Raw genomic sequence first — 18,765 nt, 5'->3', positions numbered from 1 at the left:
ACGTTCCGCAACCATAGAGTAATAGATTTTTCTATCCGATGTCCCTATTAGAGCGGATGAGGTTTAACGATGGGTTCTAACGCCAAAGTCAGCAGACTGAACCGTCTTGACAGACGATCAGCGTGCGCATCTGCGCTCGCCAGTTTTCTGCGTCGGTTCGCACGCGACGACAGTGGCGCGATGCTGGTGTTTGGCGTCTATACATTTCTCATCATCTTGATGGTCGCAGGTATCGGCATCGACTTCATGCGCTTTGAACGCGACCGTTCCAAACTTCAGGCCACGTTGGACCGTGCTGTGCTCGCGGCGGCAGATCTTGATCAGCCGATGAACCCTTCGGAGGTCGTCGAAGACTACTTTGCGAAATCGGGGCTGGGCGATTACCTCACCTCGGTCACGGTCGACCAAGGACTCGGCTATCGCGTGGTGTCAGCTACGGCCAGCACCGAGATCGACACCCAGTTCATGCATATGAGTGGTGTTGACACCTTGACCGCCCCCGCCGCAGGCACAGCCGAGGAACGCATCGATGGGGTCGAGATTTCCTTGGTGCTGGATGTCTCCGGGTCAATGAACAACAACAACCGCCTGACCAACCTGATCACGGCGGCGCAAGAGTTTGTTGACACCATGGCGGACAACAGCGCCGATGGCGACATGACCATGTCGATCGTCCCCTATGCAACGCAGGTCTCTGTGCCACAAACCCTCATGGAGCAGTTCAATGTCTCCGAGGAACACCGGTATTCGAATTGCATCAACTTTGAGAGCGCCGATTTCGATACGGCATCTCTCTCATATGCCAACCAATACCAGCGCACGATGCATTTTGATCCGTGGAATGAATTCAATGGTCTGAACCAAGACGAGATCACTCTCGTCGGAAATGACATAGAACGGGACTCCCTACCCGTCTGCGAGGCTGATCTGAATCGTCAAATATTGCTTATGCAATCCGATCCGGATGCTTTGAAAAGCTATATCAGAAACCTGACGGCCCGCGGCAACACCTCGATTGACGTTGGCATGAAGTGGGGTACAGCCCTGCTCGATCCCAGCCTGCGCACCGCCGTAAATTCACTCAGCACGATTGGCGAAGTTCCGGAAAGTGCCGCGAACCTGCCGACAAATTACAACGATGGCGAAACGCTCAAGGTGATTGTGCTGATGACCGATGGCCAGAACACCGATCAGTATTTTGTCAACGAGGGTTTTCGCGAGGGTCCCTCTGATATCTTCTACAACATCGACGAAAAGGCTTACTCGATCTACCACCCACCAGCCGAAGCCTATTTTTGGCCCGACGACAACAAGGGGCACTATGACCGGCATGGCAATTGGGTAAATGACGGGAACAAATGGGCCGATCACCCGTATGGAGCAAACCATCCCGATGACAGCATTGAGGGATGTATCGGGGATACCCCGGGCGATTGGTCGTGCAGGGAATGGTCACAACCGGGCACCCCGGTCAACATCAGCTATCCGGACCTATGGGCGCACGTCACGCTGAAGGCGAACCTGTACGAAAACTATTATCCGTTCATGTCACCATCGGAAGCCAACAGAAAATGGTATCACGACATTCGCAATTATGTGGATACCTGGGTCAAGAATGGGCGTACCGAACGTATCTGCGATGTCGCCAAGGACAACAACATCATCGTGTTCACGATTGGCTTTGACGCGCCATCGGGTGGTGTTGATATGCTGAAATACTGCGCCAGCTCCGACGCGCATTTCTTTGAGGTAAAACGAGATGCAGACGGCGAAAAGATTCGGATTGCCTTTTCGTCGATCGCGTCGTCGATCCGCAAGCTGAGACTGACGCAGTGATGCGCCGGGTTTCGATCCTGATACGGCGCTTTCTGCGTTCAGAGAACGGCAACGGGACTGTTGAATTTGCCATCACCTTCCCTGCAATGCTGCTCTTCATGCTATCGGGTATTGAACTGGGTATGATGACGCTGAACCATTCCAGCCTCGAGCGAGCAATGGACCTGACCGTACGCGATATCCGCCTCAGCACAGGCTCTGCCCCGCAGCACGACGCGATCAAGGACCTGATCTGCGACCGCGCCGGTTTCATCAGCAATTGCAAATCCAACCTCAGGCTCGAGATGATCCAGGTCGATCCGCGAAACTGGGGGAACGTTGCGCGCGAAGCCAGCTGTACGGACGCATCCAGAAACGTGCAGCCTAAGATAAACTTCAAGAATGACGCAGGCGACAACGAACTGATGATCCTGCGCGCCTGCGCCAAGATTTCGCCGGTGTTTCCCACCACCGGACTTGGCAAGAACATCGCGAAGGACGGCGCCGGTCAATACGCGCTGGTGTCCACCTCTGCGTTTGTGCAGGAGCCGAGGTAGACCATGCGACCTGCACAACTCCGCACCTTTCTCGCAAATTTCTGGAACGACACGCGCGGCAGCGTGACCGTAGAATTCATCCTTGCGATGCCGTTTGTATTCTGGGCGTTCATGGCGTCCTACGTCTATTTTGACGGCTATCATCAAAGCACCGCGAACCTGAAAGCGGCCTATACGATCAGCGATCTGATTTCTCGGGAAACGACTGATATCAACGACGCCTACGTCGACAGCATGTACGAACTCTTTGGGATGATGACCCACACGCCGAGCGACATTGCACTGCGCATATCAGTCATCCGCTGGGACGAATCCGAGAACCGGTATCACGTCAACTGGTCGGCAAACCGTGGTTTTCCGGGCGAGATGAACGACGGAACGGTCAGCCAGTATGCAGGCAGGCTCCCCACCATGCCAGACAATGAGATCGTTATCCTGGTAGAGACGGAAAACACGTTCACCCCGCTGTTCAGGATCGGCATGGAAAAAACCAAGCTGGAGAACTTTGTGTTTACCCGGCCCCGGTTCGTCGATCAGATCAAGTGGGACGGGCAAAGCAGTCTCGGGTGAACACTCGTACCGAACTGCAACATCTCTACTGACCTCGATCAGCGCTGCGCCGCGACGAGTTCCGCGAGACGGTCCGCCATGAAACGGGCCTGATGCCCCGGTACGACGCCGCCCACGCCGACCTGACGACCAATCCGCCACCACAGACCGGGCCGCCAGATTTTCCCACTTGGTGCATGGGTGCGCAGCACAAATCCGTTTGAAGGTTTGAATGCAAGAAATCCCCGGTCCAAGGACGCAATTTCGTCCAGTCTGGCGATAGAAATGCCGCTGCTGTCCCGCAAGCCTTCGCTGGTCAGCTCAATGCGATGCCGGGTTGCCTGATAGAGCCGCGCACCAATGACCAGAGAAAATATCCCAAGCGCTATGGCAAAGACGCTCAGCAACGCTGACGACCCCGCCTGCACCCCGGTATAGATCAAAAGCACCGAGACACCGACAAGCGTCGCCACCGCCATCCAGCGCCGAAACGCCGTGGCCTCTACCACTGCGATAACATCCGATTGCATGGCGACCTCCTGCCGATTGCGTCACAAGGCGCATATCGCAGTCCGATGCTCGATGTACAGGCGGTCTCTATCCATCGCGCGCGATGATGACCTCAGCGCCGGGTTCTTCGGGTTCATCATCAACCATCTCAGTCGGAAATCCGGGCGCGCGGATATCGAGGCCTGTGGCTTCCTCAAGGCGCCGGATGATGTTGGGCGAGAGTTCACGCGAGCCAAAGCGTTCGATACCATCCGCAAAGATGTCGATCAGTTTCGGGCTGATCTCCAAGGGTACTCCGGCACGATCGGCCACCTGTTGAAACAGGCCGATGTCCTTGGCTACTAGGTCCATGGTGAATGAAATGTCGCGGCTGCCGTTCAGGATCACCTGGCTTTCGGTTTCATGCACGAAACTCGTCCCGGAACTGATCCGGATCGCCTCGTAGGCCACGTTCAGATCCATGCCAGCGGCCTTGGACACAACCAGCGCCTCGGCGCAGCTGACCAGATTGGCGGTGGCGAGATAGTTGGTCACCACCTTGAGAACACTGGCGCTGCCGAGATCGCCGGTATGGAGAACACGTCGCCCCATCGTGGTCAGCAAAGGCAGAACCCGTTCAAACGTTGGACGCGCACACCCGGCAAAGATGCTGATGTTGCCACTGTCGGCCCGATGACACCCGCCGGATACCGGGCAGTCAACGGCTGCACCACCCCGCGCCTGTACTGCATCGCCCAATCGCCTGACCTCGGCCTCGTCAGTGGTGGACATTTCCAACCAGATCTTGCCCGGACCGACCTCTTCCAGCATTTCGGACATCACCGCATCGCTGGCTGCCGGGCTTGGCAGACAGGTAATCACCACATCGCAGTCCCGCATCATGGCCGCAGGATTGCCCCCGGCGACTGCGCCGCGCGCGACAAACGCGTCGACAAGCTCCGGATTCAGATCATGGACCGACAGGTCGATCCCGTTGCGCAGCAAGCTCCCCGAAAGCTTGCCACCGACATTTCCCAATCCAACGAATCCAACGCGCATCATGCCGTCTCCCCTGACAAATTCCTCAAAGCCTGTTCTGTCAAATCGCCACGGTCTGATCCATTTGCGACCTTATAATCCCGAAACGTCACCGCGTCGAACTACCCTTCGCTCCATTGGGTTCTCTGCGCATCTACGCACAGGTCCAGTTTGGGAACGGCATTTGCGAAGCATCATTTCACACCTATCTTTTGTTTAACGAAACACAGCGCAGGAGTCAGAACCATGTCCCTCAGACCAACGCTCGAAACTCGCAAGGCGATACCGACCATGGAAGGTGCCGGCGTAAAGCTGCACCGCGCTTTCGGGTTTCAGGATCCGACCGAACTCGACCCATTCCTGTTGTTCGATGATTTCCGCAATGACCGGCCAGAAGATTTCATCAAGGGATTTCCCTGGCATCCGCATCGCGGGATTGAAACCATCACCTATGTGCTGTCCGGCAGCGTCGATCACGGCGATTCGCTTGGCAACGCCGGGACGCTTGGGGCTGGTGACGTGCAATGGATGACCGCCGGATCGGGCATCATGCATCAGGAAATGCCGCACGGGAACGCCACCGGGCAGATGCACGGGTTCCAACTTTGGGGCAATCTTCCCACCGCGCAGAAAATGACCGCACCCCGCTATCAGGATGTGAGCGCTGCGAACATCCCCGAGGTCATAGATGACGACGGCACGCGGGTGCGCGTCATCGTAGGTGAATTCTGGGGCAAGACCGGGCCTGTCGATGGCATCGCGGCCGACCCTCAATACCTTGACGTGTCGGTGCCCGCAGGCGTGCGCAAGACGTTTCGCATCGACACCTATCGCCGGGCATTTGCCTATGTGTTCGAAGGGGCAGCAGCCTTTGTCGATGCCTCGGACCCAACTGGCATTCTGCTGGAAAAGGAAGTGGCCGGCCAAGAGGTCAATATCCGCGATCTGTCTGGTGACCGGACGCTCGTGCGGTTCGGCACCGGCGACGAGATCACTGTTCAGGCCGGTCCCGAAGGCGTTCGGTTCCTGTTGATCTCGGGGGCTCCGATTGACGAACCCGTTGCCTGGCACGGGCCGATCGTCATGAACACGCAGGCGGAACTAAGGCAGGCGATGAAGGATCTGCGCAACGGAACTTTTGTGCAAGCCGCCCATTAGCACCACCGCCCATCATTGATGATAACTGTTGCGCCTTTATTCAGGGCGCAACAGCCTTGCGGACCATATCCCAGTAGATCGCTTCGACCTCTTTGACCGACAATCTGCCTCCGGTTCGATACCATGTATTGACCCCTGTCAGCATGGCAATCAAAGCCAGCGTCGCGATCTTGGTGTCCGGCACGGAGAAAATACCGGTGGAGACTCCCTGTCGCAGGATCTGTTCGAGCTCATCCTCATATCGACGGCGCAAGGATTCGATGGTCGCGAAATTCTCATCGTCAAGATTGCGCAGCTCCATGTAGGAGACAAACACTGCATCTGCCCGCTCCATATGAAACGCGATGTGGAAGCGGGTGAAATCCTCAAGTTGGGCAAGCGGATCTTCGGGCCGATCCCGTTCCGCCCGCGCTGTCAGCAGATCCTGCATGTGGCCCTGCATCAGGCCGAACAACAGGCTTTGCTTGTCAGGCGTGTAATTATAAAGGGCTCCGGCCTGCACCCCGACGCCGGCGGCAATCTGGCGCATCGATACGGCGGCATATCCTTGCTGGGCAAAAAGGCGCATTGCAACCTCGCGAATACGAGGTCCGGTGATATCGGAATGTGAACCGGTGGTACGAGCCATGCCAAGGATGCTATCTGAACATATGTTCAGATAAAACCCCTGCTTGCACCAGAAACGCCAAACGGGCATCACGTTGTTCAGATCGCGACATGAGAGGTGCTGATGTCATCACAGTCCAGAGGACCCAAGGCCTGGGTGCGGGTCATTGGCCCAGCCTTGCTGGTGGCAGGCTGTGCGCAAATTCCGCAACTGGATGATACCTTGTCTGCAAGTCTTGAGAGCGCCGACTATCCGGCGCTTGCGCCTATCGAAACCCTGCTGATCCCCCTGCCCGAGCCCAAAGAACGCAGCGACGATGTGCGACAAGACTTGGAAAGCCGCCGGGATGCCTTGCAGGAGCGCGCGCGCAGACTGAACAACGCCACAGTTGTGGACGAAGAAACCGAGGCGCGGATGCGGGCCGGGGTCGAAGGGTGATCGACGGCATGTGTCGCGTTGCGCCCCTGCACCGAACCCGCTAAGGCACAGCCAGAAACAAGAACAAGGGACAGGTTCATGACAGCACCTCTGCGGCTTGGAATAGCCGGTTTGGGCACCGTTGGTGTGGGCGTGGTCAAGATCATTCGCAGCCAGGCCGCCCTGTTGTCGGCCCGTACCGGGCGCGACATCCAGATCACTGCCGTCTCAGCACGGGATGCAAACAAGGACCGGGGTGTCAACCTGGGCAACTATGCCTGGGAGAGCGATCCGGTCGCTCTGGCCAAACGCGACGACGTGGATGTTTTCGTTGAATTGATGGGCGGCACTGACGGCCCGGCCAAGGACGCCACCGAAGCCGCGATCGACGCAGGCAAGGATGTCGTGACGGCCAACAAGGCGATGCTGGCGATTCATGGTCAGGCACTGGCCGAGCGCGCCGAAACCGCAGGCCGTGTGATCCGGTACGAGGCCGCCGTTGCCGGTGGCATCCCGGTGATCAAGGCCCTGACCGAGGGGCTGGCCGCGAACGAGATTACCCGTGTAATGGGCGTCATGAACGGCACCTGCAACTACATCCTGACCCGCATGGAAAATGCCGGTCTGCCCTATGACGAGGTGTTTCAGGAAGCCAGCGATCTCGGCTATCTCGAAGCGGATCCCAATCTGGACGTGGGCGGCATTGACGCCGGACACAAACTGGCGCTGCTAGCCTCCATCGCCTTCGGCACCCGACCTGATTTTGACGGCATCGAACTGGAAGGTATCCAGCGGATTACCATCGACGACATCCGTCAGGCTTCTGACATGGGGTATCGCATCAAGCTTCTGGGTGTGGCTCAGCGCACAGGGCGCGGGCTGGAACAGCGCATGCAACCCTGTCTGGTGCCCGCCTCCTCTCCGCTCGGGCAGCTCGAAGGCGGCACCAACATGATCGTCATCGAAGGCAACGCGGTGGAACAGATCGTACTGCGCGGTCCCGGCGCTGGCGAAGGCCCAACGGCGAGCGCCGTCATGGGCGATGTCTGCGATCTGGCACGTGGCTTTCGGTTGCCGACTTTCGGGCAACCTGCCGCGACCCTGATGGATGCCCCTTCGGCGCGTGCGGTCTTGCCTGCACCCTATTATCTGCGCATGGCGCTGCTCGACAAACCGGGTGCGCTGGCCAAGATCGCGACAATCCTCGGCAATGCGGGCGTATCCATCGACAGAATGCGCCAATATGGCCACTCTGACTCGACAGCACCGGTTCTGTTTGTGACACACAAGACGACCCGTGCCGCGCTGGACGAGGCGCTGGACGAAATGCAAAAAACCGATGTTATCGCGTCTCCCCCGGTTGCGCTGCGCATCGAGAGTGTATGATATCTTATTGACCGTTGCCCGAAACAGGAGCTTTTGATGACCGAATCCAATGAATTCCACGATCGCATGTTGTCGTTGGGCCTTGCCCGCGTTGCCGAACAGGCGGCGCTTGCGTCTGCATCGCTGATTGGGCGGGGCGACGAAAAGGCCGCAGATCAGGCCGCCGTCAACGCCATGCGCGAACAGCTGAACCTGCTGGATATCGCCGGGGTCGTGGTCATCGGTGAAGGCGAACGTGACGAAGCCCCGATGCTGTATATCGGCGAAGAAGTCGGAACGGGCAATGGACCGGGTGTCGACATCGCGCTGGACCCTCTCGAAGGGACCACGCTAACGGCCAAGGACATGCCCAATGCCCTGACCGTGATCGCCATGGGCCCCCGTGGCTCGATGCTGCACGCCCCGGACGTCTATATGGACAAGCTGGCCATAGGGCCCGGCTATTCCGAAGGACTGGTGAGCCTTGATATGCCGCCTGCCACGCGGGTCTCTGCTCTGGCCACGGAAAAGGGGTGCGCACCCTCTGACATCACGGTCTGTATCCTTGAGCGTCCCCGCCATGAGGAAATGATCGCAGAAGTGCGCAGCACCGGCGCCTCGATCCGGCTGATCACCGATGGTGATGTGGCTGGCGTCATGCATTGCGCCGAGGCACAGGTTACCGGAATCGACATGTATATGGGCCAGGGTGGTGCGCCTGAGGGTGTCCTTGCCGCTGCTGCGCTGAAATGTATGGGCGGTCAGATTCAGGGCCGCCTGTTGTTCCGCAATGACGATGAAAAAGGCCGCGCCACCAAGGCCGGGATCACCGATCTGGACAAAATCTATACCCGTGACGAGATGGCAAAACAGGACGTGATCTTTGCCGCCACCGGCGTCACTGGCGGTACCCTGTTGGCAGGTATTAAACGCGAGCCGGGCTGGCTGACCACCCAAACGCTGTTGATGCGCTCAAAGACCGGTTCCGTCCGTCGCATGGAATACCGGACACCGGTCTGAACCAGACCTCTAGACATCCGGAGGGGCACAACTGCGCCGCTCCGGGTGATCGCCAGCACTCCAGCAACAGAGGTTCGTTTTGGCATTTCTCGACATCGAGTCCTCACTGACCGGGCGTCGCTGGATCGGGCCGGATGTTGAAACCGAACGCGCCACGGATGCGATGATGCAGGGCACCGCCCTGCCCCGGTCTGTGTGTCAGGTGCTGACCCGGCGCGGCGTACCCTCCGCAGAGGCCGAAGCCTTTCTTTCGCCACGCCTGCGCGACCTGCTGCCCGACCCACGCAGCCTGCGCGACATGCAGAGCGCGTCTGCCCGGTTTCTGGAGGCGGTCCGTAAACGTCAGCGCATCGCGGTTTTTGCGGATTATGACGTGGATGGCGGAAGCTCTGCCGCACTTCTCATCGTCTGGCTAAGGGAGATGGGGCTCGCCTCTACACTCTACATCCCCGATCGCATCGACGAAGGCTATGGTCCGAACGTCCCGGCCATGACCCAGCTTGCCTCCGCGCACGATCTGATCATCTGCGTCGATTGCGGCACGCTTTCACACGAGGCAATCGCAGCCGCCAAAGATGCCGATGTCATCGTTCTGGACCATCACCTCGGCGGCGAAACCCTGCCCCCGGCGTTGGCTGTCGTGAACCCGAACCGGCAAGATGAAAGTGGCGATATCGGCTACCTCTGCGCCGCCGGGGTCGTGTTTCTCATGCTGGTGGAAACCGCACGCCAGATGCGAGAAGCCAACATGCCACCGGGTCCCGACCTGATGGGACTGCTGGATCTGGTGGCGCTGGCCACGGTTGCCGATGTGGCCCCGCTGATCGGCGCCAACCGTGCATTGGTGCGCCAGGGGCTGAGCGTCATGGCCCGCCGCGAACGCCCCGGACTGGTGGCGCTGTCGGATGTTTCGCGCATGGATTCCGCGCCCAGCAGCTATCATTTGGGTTTTCTGCTCGGACCACGGGTCAACGCGGGCGGGCGTATTGGCAAAGCGGATCTGGGCGCGCGCCTGCTGGCAACGGATTCCTCGGCGGAGGCCGAAGCGCTGGCGGAACAACTGGACAAGCTCAACACCGAACGCCGCGATATCGAAAGCGCTGTGCGCGCGGCAGCGATGGAACAGGCCGAAGGGCGCGGGTTGGACGCCCCGCTAGTCTGGGCCGCTGGCGAAGGTTGGCATCCGGGCGTCGTGGGTATCGTCGCTTCCCGGCTCAAGGACGCGGCGAACCGACCGGCGATTGTGATCGGCCTGGATGGAGACGAAGGCAAGGGATCCGGCCGTTCTGTGGCAGGCGTCGATCTGGGGGCTGCGATCCAGCGTCTCGCGGCCGAAGGGCTATTGATCAAGGGCGGCGGCCACAAGATGGCTGCTGGTCTCACCGTGGCCCGAGATCGCTTGCCAGAGGCCATGGAGCGCCTGTCCGACCTCCTCGCCCGGCAGGGTGCAGGCACCGCTGGTCCCGCCGATCTGCGGCTCGATGGCGTCTTGATGCCCAAGGCCGTGACGATTGAGTTGATCGAGCAAATCGAACAGGCCGGACCATTCGGCGCAGGTGCATCGGCCCCCCGCTTTGCCTTGCCCGACCTCCAGGTCAAGCATGCCCGACGCGTTGGAGAATCCCACCTCAAACTCTCGCTTGGCGACGGAATGGGTGGCTCACTGGACGCCATTGCCTTTGGCGCATTCGACACCCCGCTTGGACAAAGCATGGTGGAACACGGGGGCGCACGCTTTCACGTAGCGGGGCGTCTTGAGGTCAATATTTGGCGCGGACGAAAGACTCCGCAACTGCGCCTTGACGACGCCGCGCCGTCGCAATCCGCGTCGTCGTCCCGCTAAACCACTTTCTTACTGATTTCCGTATTTTTTCTCTTGCGCCCCCGGAAGCTATTGCCTAATGAACCGATCACCAACACTGGCCCGTTCGTCTATCGGTTAGGACGCCAGGTTTTCAACCTGGAAAGAGGGGTTCGATTCCCCTACGGGCTGCCAGTTGCCTTCCCAGCATATTGAAAAGTCAGACTATTTCGAAGCGACTCGAAATCGTCCCACCAATTTTCCCACGACAGCGCAAAAGTTGGGCGTGCTTGCCTCGATTACTCAGAATCTGCTGGCCGATCCCTTCCAGCTTACTCTCGAAACAAAACGGGCATGACCGACGCAATCCAGAATCGCCCGCGCGATTGTGGCAGCGGCCTGGTTAGCGGTGAGGGTATGAACGATCGAGCTTAGCGAGCCAACCATGTCGCGCTTGACGTTCATTCGATCCTGCGCACCTGTCTCTGTGCGCTCAACACCGAACCAAATGTGCCGCAAATACTTGGGAGCAATTCATACGCCGTGTGCATGACGCTAGAAATCGCTGAGGGGGTCATGGGCAACCTGGTCGGACAGATTGAAGCCGTGCAACAATCGCAGATTGCAGCCAGCCCCCTTGAGGTTTGACGCAAGGAATTTGTACGGTAACTTTGGCTTTTACGTGCGGCGGGCACTATGACTGTTGATCACAATTCTCCCGACATCTGGACCAATCTGGGAAGTGCGATCAGTGCGCAAGACGAGTTGGAATTTCAGTCGGCTATCAGTAAGTTCCTCGCCAGCAACGTTGCCTTCGACAATTACCTGCTTATCGCCTATTTCGCGGCCGAGCGGCCGGTGGTTCTCTCACACGAAAGTCAGTCGCCGCGCGTCCATGCCGAAATCGAAACGCATTATGTTCAGTCGCATTACCTACTTGATCCGTTTTATATCGCGCATTGCAACGCGGTGCAGGCCGGTGCCTACAGTCTGAGCGATGTGGCCCCTGACAAGTTTCGCAGCACAGCCTATTTCAAGAAATACTACGAACGCACGACGCTTCTGGACGAGATCGCCTTTTTCGCCTATCCGGCCAATGGCTGGACCCTGAATATTTGCATCGGACGGGATGAAACGTCAGGATTGTCTTTCAGCAAGGCTGACATCAGGAGAGCCCGTCGCATTGCTCCCGTGGTTTCAGCTTTGCTCGAAACCCGCTACAGGTCGGCGACGTTCCGCAGATCTAAGGCCGCCCGTTCGGGCGATCCCATCAACGACCTGCGCCGCCGTCTGAAATCCCGCAACGCAATCGACATTACCGCAAGACAAGCTCAGGTTGCCGTGCTGATCTTGCGCGGCCATTCGGCAAAGTCGATCAGCGCTGAACTTGGTATCAGCTGGCACACCGTCCGCGTATTCCGTCGTCAGCTTTATCAACGATGCGGCGTCACTTCGCAGGCAGAGCTTTTTTCCATGATCCTGCCCCTGCTCTGACGGGCAAATAGACCGGATCAGGGGCCGCCACGTGCCCATCACCTGGACGAAGGCGCTGGACTCAGCCTTCGCGCGTCAAGTTTGGGCTAAATCAACATCAACCGGGCTCTGGCGGCGGCTGAAGGACCGTTTGGGGCGATGCGGTCGCTATAGCACATCGGGGTTATATACCCCTATTTCTGCCATTGATATGATTTTCTCCAGAATATTGAGTTACCAAAAATTCGTGTAATCGCAATAAGACTCCAATGGAGGAAGTCCCATGAACACCACCACCCCAGAAGCGCAGGGTCATCTGAAAAGGACACTTGGCCTTTGGGCCGTTGTCCTGTTCGGCCTTGCCTATATGACCCCTATGATCGTGTACGGCACCTTCGGCGTTTTGTCCGAAGTCAGCCATGGCATGGTGCCGACTTCCTACCTTCTTGCACTTTGTGCCGTGCTTCTGACGGCCGTCAGCTACGGCAAGATGGCTTATATCTTTCCGGTCGCAGGATCGGCCTACACCTATGCGCGCAAGTCCATAGGCTCCAACATCGGCTTTATCGTCGGTTGGGCTGTGCTGCTGGATTACTTCTTTCTGCCCATGGTGATCTGGCTAATCGGTGCGGCCTATCTGGGCGAAGCCTTCCCGGCCATTCCGACCCAGGTTTGGTTGATTGGCTTCATCTTTGTCACGACGGTCATCAACATCATCGGCATTGCCTTTGCCAGCAAGGTGAACTTTGTCCTCATGATCATGCAGAGCTTGATGGTTGCGGCCTTCATTCTCCTCTGCATCCACTATGTCACTGCGGCGCAAGGTGTCGGCGGGCTGATTTCGGCAAAGCCTTTCTTTAATGCCGACGTCAAATTCTCGTTCGCTTTCGCCGGTGCCGCAATTGCTGCCTATTCCTTTCTCGGGTTTGATGCGGTGACCACCCTGACCGAAGAAACCATCGAACCGAAGCGGAACATGCCGCGCGCGATCATGCTTATCGCGCTGATCGGTGGGGCCATCTTTGTAGCTGCGGCATATTTCGCCCAGCTTGCCCACCCGAGTAGCACATTTGAGAATGTCGATGCGGCGGCATTTGTTATTGCCACCAATATCGGCGGAGATGTCTTCGCAGCGATTTTTCTGATCGGCCTGATCATTGCACAATTCGCATCTGGCCTCGCCGCGCAGACTTCGGTCGGACGGCTGCTCTATGCGATGGGCCGCGACAACGTGCTGCCGAAACGGGTGTTCGGTTACATTCACCCCCGTTTCAACACGCCGGTCTACAACCTGGTTCTCGCCAGCCTGGTCGGTTTGATGGCGCTCTATCTGGACGTCGCAACATCCACATCCTTCATCAACTTTGGCGCTTTCCTCGCATTCACCTTTGTCAACCTGTCGGTGATCTTGCTTGTTCTCAAAAAGCATGAAGCGGTGCGTGACACTGGCGTTCTGACAGGTCTGATCGTTCCGGCCTTGGGAGCAGTTTTCAATCTATACCTGCTCATCAACCTCGACGGAAAAGCGATCACGCTGGGATGCATCTGGTTGGGTCTGGGCGTGCTGTATCTCGCCTACTTGACCCGTGGTTTTTCCCGACCGCCGCCCGATGTCAACTTTGCAGAAGCCTGAACCATCTGCTTTGATGGTCGACCTACCGTTTGTGTAGGTCGACCATCCGACGCAATATCTGATACGGAGTTGACCTGATGAAACTTGCCATATTCCAATCGCAGCCAGTCCGTGCCGACAAGAAAGCGAACCTGGCGCGATTGCGCGAGGTTGCCAATGTTGCCGCGCTGGCCGGTGCCGATATCCTCGTTTGCTCGGAGTTGTATCTGACGCGCTACAATACAGGCGACGAAACCCATGAACTTGCCGAGCCGCTTGATGGCCCGTCCGTAACCGAAGCGCAGAACATCGCCGCCGACACGGGTTGCGCTATCGTTCTGGGTTATCCGGAAGCCGCCGACGCCACCGTCTATAACAGCGCCGTAATGATCGGCGGCGACGGCGCGATATTGGCAAATTATCGAAAGATCAATCTCTTCGGAGACGCCGAAAAATCACTCTTCTCCGTCGGTCATTCGGTGCCGACAATCCCATACAAAGGCCGCAAGATCGCTTTGGGCATCTGCTACGATATTGAGATCCCCGAGTTCGGTCGGCAGGCCACGGCAGACGGTGCCGATCTCCTACTTGTTCCGACCGCCAACATGGCCCCTTATTGGCAGGTTCCGAAAACGATGCTGCGCGCACGTGCTCTGGAGAATAATATCACCACTGCCTACGCCAACTTACATGGCCACGACGAGACTTATGAATATACCGGGATGAGTTGCGTTGTTGCGCCGGACGGCACCGACTTGGCGCGTGCCGGCCATCAATCTGAGTGCCTTCTGGTTGTTGATATCGGCGACCGGGCCTGAATCCCGTTCTCAGCCGTGTTAGATACCCTCGCGGTGACATTCCGATGTGTCGATCAACTTATGTCCCTGCGTCCTGCGGGGATTGATGGCGGACCTCGCCCCGGTTCTGCAAACCCGAACGACGGACGATTTCGGCGATCTGCATCAACTGATCGCCCAACGGGTTGGTCTTGCGCCAGATCATCCCGATGCTGCGTGTAGGCTGCGGGTCTGCAAAGCGTGCAATTGAAACTGACGCGGCGCGGGTTTCAATCGGCACGGCCATATCCGGAATCAGCGTGACGCCCATCCCCGCATCGACGATCTGCACCAGGGTCGACAGCGAACTTCCATCCAGCCCATCACGCGGCAGAGACGATTGGATATTGCAGAACGCCAAGGTCTGATCGCGAAAACAATGCCCCTCTTCCAGCAACAGCAATCGCATCCGCCGCAGGTCTTCGCCATTCGGCACTGGTTTATCCGCATCCGCACTCGGCCGGATCAGCACGAAATTCTCGGAAAACAGCTCTTCCTCGACCAGTGACGGCTCGCCAATCGGCAAAGCCACGATCGCCGCATCCAGACGGCCGTCTAGAAGCTCCTGCACCAGTTTGGGCGTCATGGTTTCACGCACAAACACATCCAGTTCCCCATGTGCCTCTGACAGATTGCCGATGATCGTAGGCAAGAGGTACGGCGCGATTGTCGGAATCACGCCAAGTCGCAAGCGCCCGACCAGCCCTGCATGGGACGCCCGCGCCAGATCGCCAAGCCCCTCTACCGCACGCAACACATCCTGCACCCGCAACAAGAATGCCTCACCCAGCGTCGTCAAACGGACCTGCCTCGCGGCACGCTCAAACAGCACCGCGCCCAGTTGCTGTTCCAGCTCTTTGATCTGCACAGACAATGCCGGTTGGGTGATCGAACAGGATTCCGCGGCGCGTCCAAAGTGTCCATGACGGGCCAGTGCCTCGAAGTATCGCAATTGTTTGAGCGTGACGTTTTTCATAAGAAATATTTATCGCAACTATGAAAAAATACAACTTATAGAAATAGCAAAGCCTTGTTATAACGATTCTAGAAAACAGGGGGAGTCACCGGTTCCCATGTCCGATCTTCTGCGAGCCACACGCACAGCCGCGCAGAATCTTCGACCGGACAGGACCCCGGCGCTTTGGCACCACGGTCAGCGAACCGACATACGCCTGTTTCGAAACGCCAGTTAGAATAGCCAAAACGGGAGCTAAGACATGGACGGAAACGATATCGACACTTCGGGAAAATGCCCGATCCTGCACGGTAGCAACACCGAAAGCAGCAAGTCGGTGATGGATTGGTGGCCGAATGCGCTGAACCTCGACATCCTGCATCAGCACGATACCAAGACCAACCCGATGGGTCCGGACTTCAACTATCGCGAAGAGGTCAAAGCCCTTGATGTCGAAGCGCTCAAAGCCGATCTGCGTGCGCTGATGACCGAGAGCCAGGACTGGTGGCCCGCAGACTGGGGCAGCTATGTCGGCATGTTTGCCCGCGTCGCATGGCATGCGGCCGGTTCCTATCGTCTGGCAGATGGCCGCGGTGGCGGTGGCACCGGCAACCAGCGGTTCGCCCCGCTGAACTCCTGGCCTGACAACGTCAACACCGACAAGGGGCGTCGCCTGCTCTGGCCGATCAAGAAGAAGTACGGCAACAAGATTTCCTGGGCCGACCTGATCATACTGTCAGGCACCGTGGCTTATGAAGTGGCCGGCTTGAAGACCTTTGGTTTCGCATTCGGTCGCGAAGACATCTGGCATCCCGAAAACGATGTCTACTGGGGCGCGGAAAAGGAATGGCTGGCCCCCAGCGACTCGCGCTATGGAAACGTCGAAGACCCGGCAACCATGGAAAACCCGCTGGCGGCTGTCCAGATGGGCCTGATCTATGTGAACCCCGAGGGCGTGAACGGCCAACCGGACCCGGCGAAGACTGCGGAACAAATCCGCGAGACCTTCAAGCGTATGGCAATGAACGACGAGGAAACCGCCGCGCTGACCGCCGGTGGCCACACCATCGGCAAGAGCCACGGTAACGGTTCCGCTGATAACCTCAGCCCCGATCCCGAATCCGCCGGACCTGAATTCCAGGGTGTTGGCTGGATGAACACCAAGGGCCGTGGCATTGGTCGCGACACCGTGGTTTCGGGAATCGAAGGTGCATGGACCGCTAACCCGACCCAATGGGACATGGGCTGGTTCGACATGCTGTTCGGTCACGAATGGGAGCTCAAGAAGAGCCCGGCAGGTGCCTGGCAGTGGGAACCCGTGGAGATCGACGAAGCCGATATGCCGGTCGATGTGGAAGACCCCTCGATCCGCTGCATGCCCATGATGACCGATGCGGACATGGCGATGAAGGTTGATCCCATCTATAATGAGATCTGCCAGAAGTTCCGCGCCGACCCGGATTACTTCTCCGATACTTTTGCGCGCGCCTGGTTCAAGCTGACCCACCGCGATATGGGCCCCAAGGCACGTTACATCGGACCCGACGTTCCACAAGAAGAGCTGGTCTGGATGGACCCGGTCCCCGCAGGATCAACGGACTACGACGTCAATGCAGTCAAAGCCAAGATCGCCGAAAGCGGCCTGAGCCTGTCTGATATGGTTGCGACCGCATGGGACAGTGCACGGACATACCGCGCGTCCGACATGCGTGGCGGTGCCAATGGTGCCCGCATTCGTCTGGCGCCGCAAAAGGACTGGGCCGGTAACGAGCCTGACCGCCTGGCGCGTGTTCTGTCGGTACTGGAGCCGATCGCCGCTCAAAGTGGCGCCTCGGTCGCTGATGTCATCGTGCTGGCCGGCAGTCTCGGCGTCGAACAGGCGGCAAAGGCTGCAGGCCACGACATTTCGGTGCCGTTTGCTCCGGGTCGCGGTGACGCCACCGACGAAATGACCGATGCCGAGAGCTTTGAGCCGCTCGAACCACTGGCCGATGGCTATCGTAACTGGCAAAAGTCTGACTACGTTGTCAGCCCGGAAGAGCTGATGCTTGATCGCACGCAACTGATGGGCCTGACCGCCAAGGAGATGACGGTTCTGGTCGGCGGTATGCGGGCCATGGACACCAATCATGGCGGAACCAAGCACGGCGTATTCACCAACCGCCCGGGTGCGCTCACGACTGATTTCTTTGAGAACCTGACTGACATGGCCTATCAGTGGGCCCCTGTCGATGACGGCATCTACGAAATCCGCGACCGCAAGACCGGTGCTGTCAGATGGACTGCGACACGGATGGATCTCGTATTCGGGTCCAACTCGATCCTGCGGTCCTACGCCGAAGTCTACGCCCAGGACGACAACCAGTCGAAATTCGTCAAGGATTTCGCAGCGGCCTGGACCAAGGTGATGAACGCGGACCGCTTTGATCTGAGCTGAGTCAGCAACTGAAAACGGGCACGGCGGTCTTACCGCCGTGCCTGCGCCTTAAAACGATTGAATCCCCTACCGCAACTTTGCGGCAATCTGTTCCGATAAGGTCAGCACCGCCGCGCTGGTCGCAGCCGCAACAGCAGCGGGAGACTGATCCGCCATAGGTCGCAAGATATCAAACCGTTCGATACGCTCGCGCACGATCAGATCCCGTGAGGCGATGGCATATTGCCCGCTCAGGCGGAACTGGCCGTCAAACTGAGACACCATCCGTTCAACCCGCACATCGACCCGCACGTCCGGGGGTTGATCCAGCGGCCAAGGCTCGGTCATCGCCGTGGCGGTAGAGGCCGCGTCGAGATTGCGTGCCAGCGCCAGCGAAATGCCCCGCACAGGATCATCCGCCCAGACTGCGTTGGGCACCGGAAGCAGCGCGCCTGCTTCGTCCTGCGCCATGATTTCCGAGGCTGATGCATAGTCGGGCAGCGCCACGTCCCTGATTTCAATCGTCCTGACCCTGACCCCGACCTTCTGCGCCGGTAGGGGCGCATCGAGCAGGTAGCGCGCGGCACTTTCACCACAGCCCCCCAACAGCGGGGTCATCGCCAGACAGAATACCAAACGGCTGACTACGGTCATGGC

General features: G+C 58.4%; 17 protein-coding genes and 1 tRNA gene. 13 read left to right on the top strand and 5 right to left on the bottom strand.

All coding sequences use genetic code 11. The features are described from left to right. Nucleotides 1–69 precede the first annotated feature (69 nt). The 3 genes from ABJO75_RS10120 to ABJO75_RS10110 are packed head-to-tail and all read left to right on the top strand — an operon-like array spanning nucleotide 70 to nucleotide 2,942. Nucleotides 70–1,836, top strand: coding sequence for a TadE/TadG family type IV pilus assembly protein (locus ABJO75_RS10120; protein ID WP_348129776.1), 1,767 nt, complete (start codon nucleotides 70–72; stop codon nucleotides 1,834–1,836). Beyond that, a complete protein-coding gene (locus ABJO75_RS10115) occupies nucleotides 1,836–2,372 on the top strand; it encodes a TadE/TadG family type IV pilus assembly protein (RefSeq protein WP_348129773.1) in 537 nt (178 codons plus the stop codon). Before ABJO75_RS10120 ends, ABJO75_RS10115 begins: the two co-directional genes overlap by 1 nt. Before the next feature lie 3 nt (nucleotides 2,373–2,375). Continuing rightward, nucleotides 2,376–2,942: a pilus assembly protein gene (locus ABJO75_RS10110; protein WP_348129770.1), complete on the top strand. Its 567-nt coding sequence runs from the start codon at nucleotides 2,376–2,378 to the stop codon at nucleotides 2,940–2,942. A gap of 38 nt (nucleotides 2,943–2,980) precedes the next feature. Here the strand turns inward: ABJO75_RS10110 and ABJO75_RS10105 are convergent, their stop codons facing one another. Next, nucleotides 2,981–3,451 (bottom strand): hypothetical protein, encoded by a 471-nt coding sequence (locus ABJO75_RS10105; protein ID WP_348129767.1) that lies wholly within the window; start codon nucleotides 3,449–3,451, stop codon nucleotides 2,981–2,983. A gap of 67 nt (nucleotides 3,452–3,518) precedes the next feature. Then, nucleotides 3,519–4,469: an NAD(P)-dependent oxidoreductase gene (locus ABJO75_RS10100; protein ID WP_348130463.1), complete on the bottom strand. Its 951-nt coding sequence runs from the start codon at nucleotides 4,467–4,469 to the stop codon at nucleotides 3,519–3,521. Between the two features lie 225 nt (nucleotides 4,470–4,694). Here ABJO75_RS10100 and ABJO75_RS10095 point away from each other — a divergent pair, with 225 nt between their 5' ends. Continuing rightward, nucleotides 4,695–5,606 (top strand): pirin family protein, encoded by a 912-nt coding sequence (locus ABJO75_RS10095; RefSeq protein ID WP_348129764.1) that lies wholly within the window; start codon nucleotides 4,695–4,697, stop codon nucleotides 5,604–5,606. Nucleotides 5,607–5,646: 40 nt separating this feature from the next. Here ABJO75_RS10095 and ABJO75_RS10090 read toward each other — a convergent pair whose 3' ends face one another. Beyond that, a complete protein-coding gene (locus ABJO75_RS10090) occupies nucleotides 5,647–6,234 on the bottom strand; it encodes a TetR/AcrR family transcriptional regulator (protein WP_348129762.1) in 588 nt (195 codons plus the stop codon). Between the two features lie 102 nt (nucleotides 6,235–6,336). On the opposite strand from ABJO75_RS10090, the gene ABJO75_RS10085 reads away from it, so the two are divergent. From ABJO75_RS10085 to ABJO75_RS10050, 8 genes are all read left to right on the top strand, one after another. Then, on the top strand, nucleotides 6,337–6,651 hold the full coding sequence (locus ABJO75_RS10085; protein ID WP_348129759.1) for a hypothetical protein: 315 nt from the start codon (nucleotides 6,337–6,339) through the stop codon (nucleotides 6,649–6,651). Between the two features lie 78 nt (nucleotides 6,652–6,729). Then, nucleotides 6,730–8,016: a homoserine dehydrogenase gene (locus ABJO75_RS10080; protein ID WP_348129756.1), complete on the top strand. Its 1,287-nt coding sequence runs from the start codon at nucleotides 6,730–6,732 to the stop codon at nucleotides 8,014–8,016. A 36-nt stretch (nucleotides 8,017–8,052) separates the two neighbouring features. Further along, nucleotides 8,053–9,015, top strand: a complete 963-nt coding sequence (glpX, locus tag ABJO75_RS10075; protein WP_348129753.1) for a class II fructose-bisphosphatase — start codon at nucleotides 8,053–8,055, stop codon at nucleotides 9,013–9,015. A 79-nt stretch (nucleotides 9,016–9,094) separates the two neighbouring features. Further along, entirely contained in the window at nucleotides 9,095–10,858 is a 1,764-nt protein-coding gene (gene recJ, locus ABJO75_RS10070; protein ID WP_348129750.1) for a single-stranded-DNA-specific exonuclease RecJ, read from the top strand. A gap of 78 nt (nucleotides 10,859–10,936) precedes the next feature. Further along, nucleotides 10,937–11,011: transfer RNA gene (locus tag ABJO75_RS10065), tRNA-Glu, on the top strand. Between the two features lie 501 nt (nucleotides 11,012–11,512). After that, a complete protein-coding gene (locus tag ABJO75_RS10060; RefSeq protein WP_348129747.1) occupies nucleotides 11,513–12,310 on the top strand; it encodes a helix-turn-helix transcriptional regulator in 798 nt (265 codons plus the stop codon). 262 nt (nucleotides 12,311–12,572) lie between these two features. Then, a complete protein-coding gene (locus tag ABJO75_RS10055) occupies nucleotides 12,573–13,922 on the top strand; it encodes an APC family permease (RefSeq protein ID WP_348129744.1) in 1,350 nt (449 codons plus the stop codon). Between the two features lie 77 nt (nucleotides 13,923–13,999). After that, entirely contained in the window at nucleotides 14,000–14,719 is a 720-nt protein-coding gene (locus tag ABJO75_RS10050) for a carbon-nitrogen hydrolase family protein (RefSeq protein ID WP_348129742.1), read from the top strand. Between the two features lie 58 nt (nucleotides 14,720–14,777). On the opposite strand, the gene ABJO75_RS10045 is transcribed toward ABJO75_RS10050, so the two are convergent. Next, the gene (locus tag ABJO75_RS10045) at nucleotides 14,778–15,713 is read right to left on the bottom strand and encodes a LysR substrate-binding domain-containing protein (protein ID WP_348129739.1); all 936 of its coding nucleotides are present in this window, start codon (nucleotides 15,711–15,713) and stop codon (nucleotides 14,778–14,780) included. 241 nt (nucleotides 15,714–15,954) lie between these two features. On the opposite strand from ABJO75_RS10045, the gene katG reads away from it, so the two are divergent. Next, entirely contained in the window at nucleotides 15,955–18,129 is a 2,175-nt protein-coding gene (katG, locus tag ABJO75_RS10040; protein WP_348129736.1) for a catalase/peroxidase HPI, read from the top strand. Nucleotides 18,130–18,195: 66 nt separating this feature from the next. Here the strand turns inward: katG and ABJO75_RS10035 are convergent, their stop codons facing one another. Then, on the bottom strand, nucleotides 18,196–18,762 hold the full coding sequence (locus tag ABJO75_RS10035) for a PqiC family protein (RefSeq protein WP_348129734.1): 567 nt from the start codon (nucleotides 18,760–18,762) through the stop codon (nucleotides 18,196–18,198). Nucleotides 18,763–18,765 lie beyond the last annotated feature (3 nt).

Source organism: Sedimentitalea sp. (assembly GCF_039973035.1).
In the GTDB taxonomy this organism is placed as follows: domain Bacteria; phylum Pseudomonadota; class Alphaproteobacteria; order Rhodobacterales; family Rhodobacteraceae; genus Sedimentitalea.
The sequence above is the reverse complement of the archived record's forward strand: the minus strand, read 5'-3'. Positions and strand labels throughout refer to the sequence as shown.

What these genes read in the sequence shown, in the direction of transcription:
- ABJO75_RS10045 (WP_348129739.1), bottom strand. Translation starts at nt 15,713, where the DNA reads ATGAAAAACGTCACGCTCAAACAATTGCGATACTTCGAGGCACTGGCC.
- ABJO75_RS10105 (WP_348129767.1), bottom strand. Translation starts at nt 3,451, where the DNA reads ATGCAATCGGATGTTATCGCAGTGGTAGAGGCCACGGCGTTTCGGCGC.
- glpX (WP_348129753.1), top strand. Translation starts at nt 8,053, where the DNA reads ATGACCGAATCCAATGAATTCCACGATCGCATGTTGTCGTTGGGCCTT.
- ABJO75_RS10080 (WP_348129756.1), top strand. Translation starts at nt 6,730, where the DNA reads ATGACAGCACCTCTGCGGCTTGGAATAGCCGGTTTGGGCACCGTTGGT.
- ABJO75_RS10085 (WP_348129759.1), top strand. Translation starts at nt 6,337, where the DNA reads ATGTCATCACAGTCCAGAGGACCCAAGGCCTGGGTGCGGGTCATTGGC.
- ABJO75_RS10090 (WP_348129762.1), bottom strand. Translation starts at nt 6,234, where the DNA reads ATGGCTCGTACCACCGGTTCACATTCCGATATCACCGGACCTCGTATT.
- ABJO75_RS10055 (WP_348129744.1), top strand. Translation starts at nt 12,573, where the DNA reads ATGAACACCACCACCCCAGAAGCGCAGGGTCATCTGAAAAGGACACTT.
- ABJO75_RS10035 (WP_348129734.1), bottom strand. Translation starts at nt 18,762, where the DNA reads ATGACCGTAGTCAGCCGTTTGGTATTCTGTCTGGCGATGACCCCGCTG.
- katG (WP_348129736.1), top strand. Translation starts at nt 15,955, where the DNA reads ATGGACGGAAACGATATCGACACTTCGGGAAAATGCCCGATCCTGCAC.
- ABJO75_RS10110 (WP_348129770.1), top strand. Translation starts at nt 2,376, where the DNA reads ATGCGACCTGCACAACTCCGCACCTTTCTCGCAAATTTCTGGAACGAC.
- ABJO75_RS10060 (WP_348129747.1), top strand. Translation starts at nt 11,513, where the DNA reads ATGACTGTTGATCACAATTCTCCCGACATCTGGACCAATCTGGGAAGT.
- ABJO75_RS10095 (WP_348129764.1), top strand. Translation starts at nt 4,695, where the DNA reads ATGTCCCTCAGACCAACGCTCGAAACTCGCAAGGCGATACCGACCATG.
- ABJO75_RS10120 (WP_348129776.1), top strand. Translation starts at nt 70, where the DNA reads ATGGGTTCTAACGCCAAAGTCAGCAGACTGAACCGTCTTGACAGACGA.
- ABJO75_RS10050 (WP_348129742.1), top strand. Translation starts at nt 14,000, where the DNA reads ATGAAACTTGCCATATTCCAATCGCAGCCAGTCCGTGCCGACAAGAAA.
- ABJO75_RS10115 (WP_348129773.1), top strand. Translation starts at nt 1,836, where the DNA reads ATGCGCCGGGTTTCGATCCTGATACGGCGCTTTCTGCGTTCAGAGAAC.
- ABJO75_RS10100 (WP_348130463.1), bottom strand. Translation starts at nt 4,469, where the DNA reads ATGCGCGTTGGATTCGTTGGATTGGGAAATGTCGGTGGCAAGCTTTCG.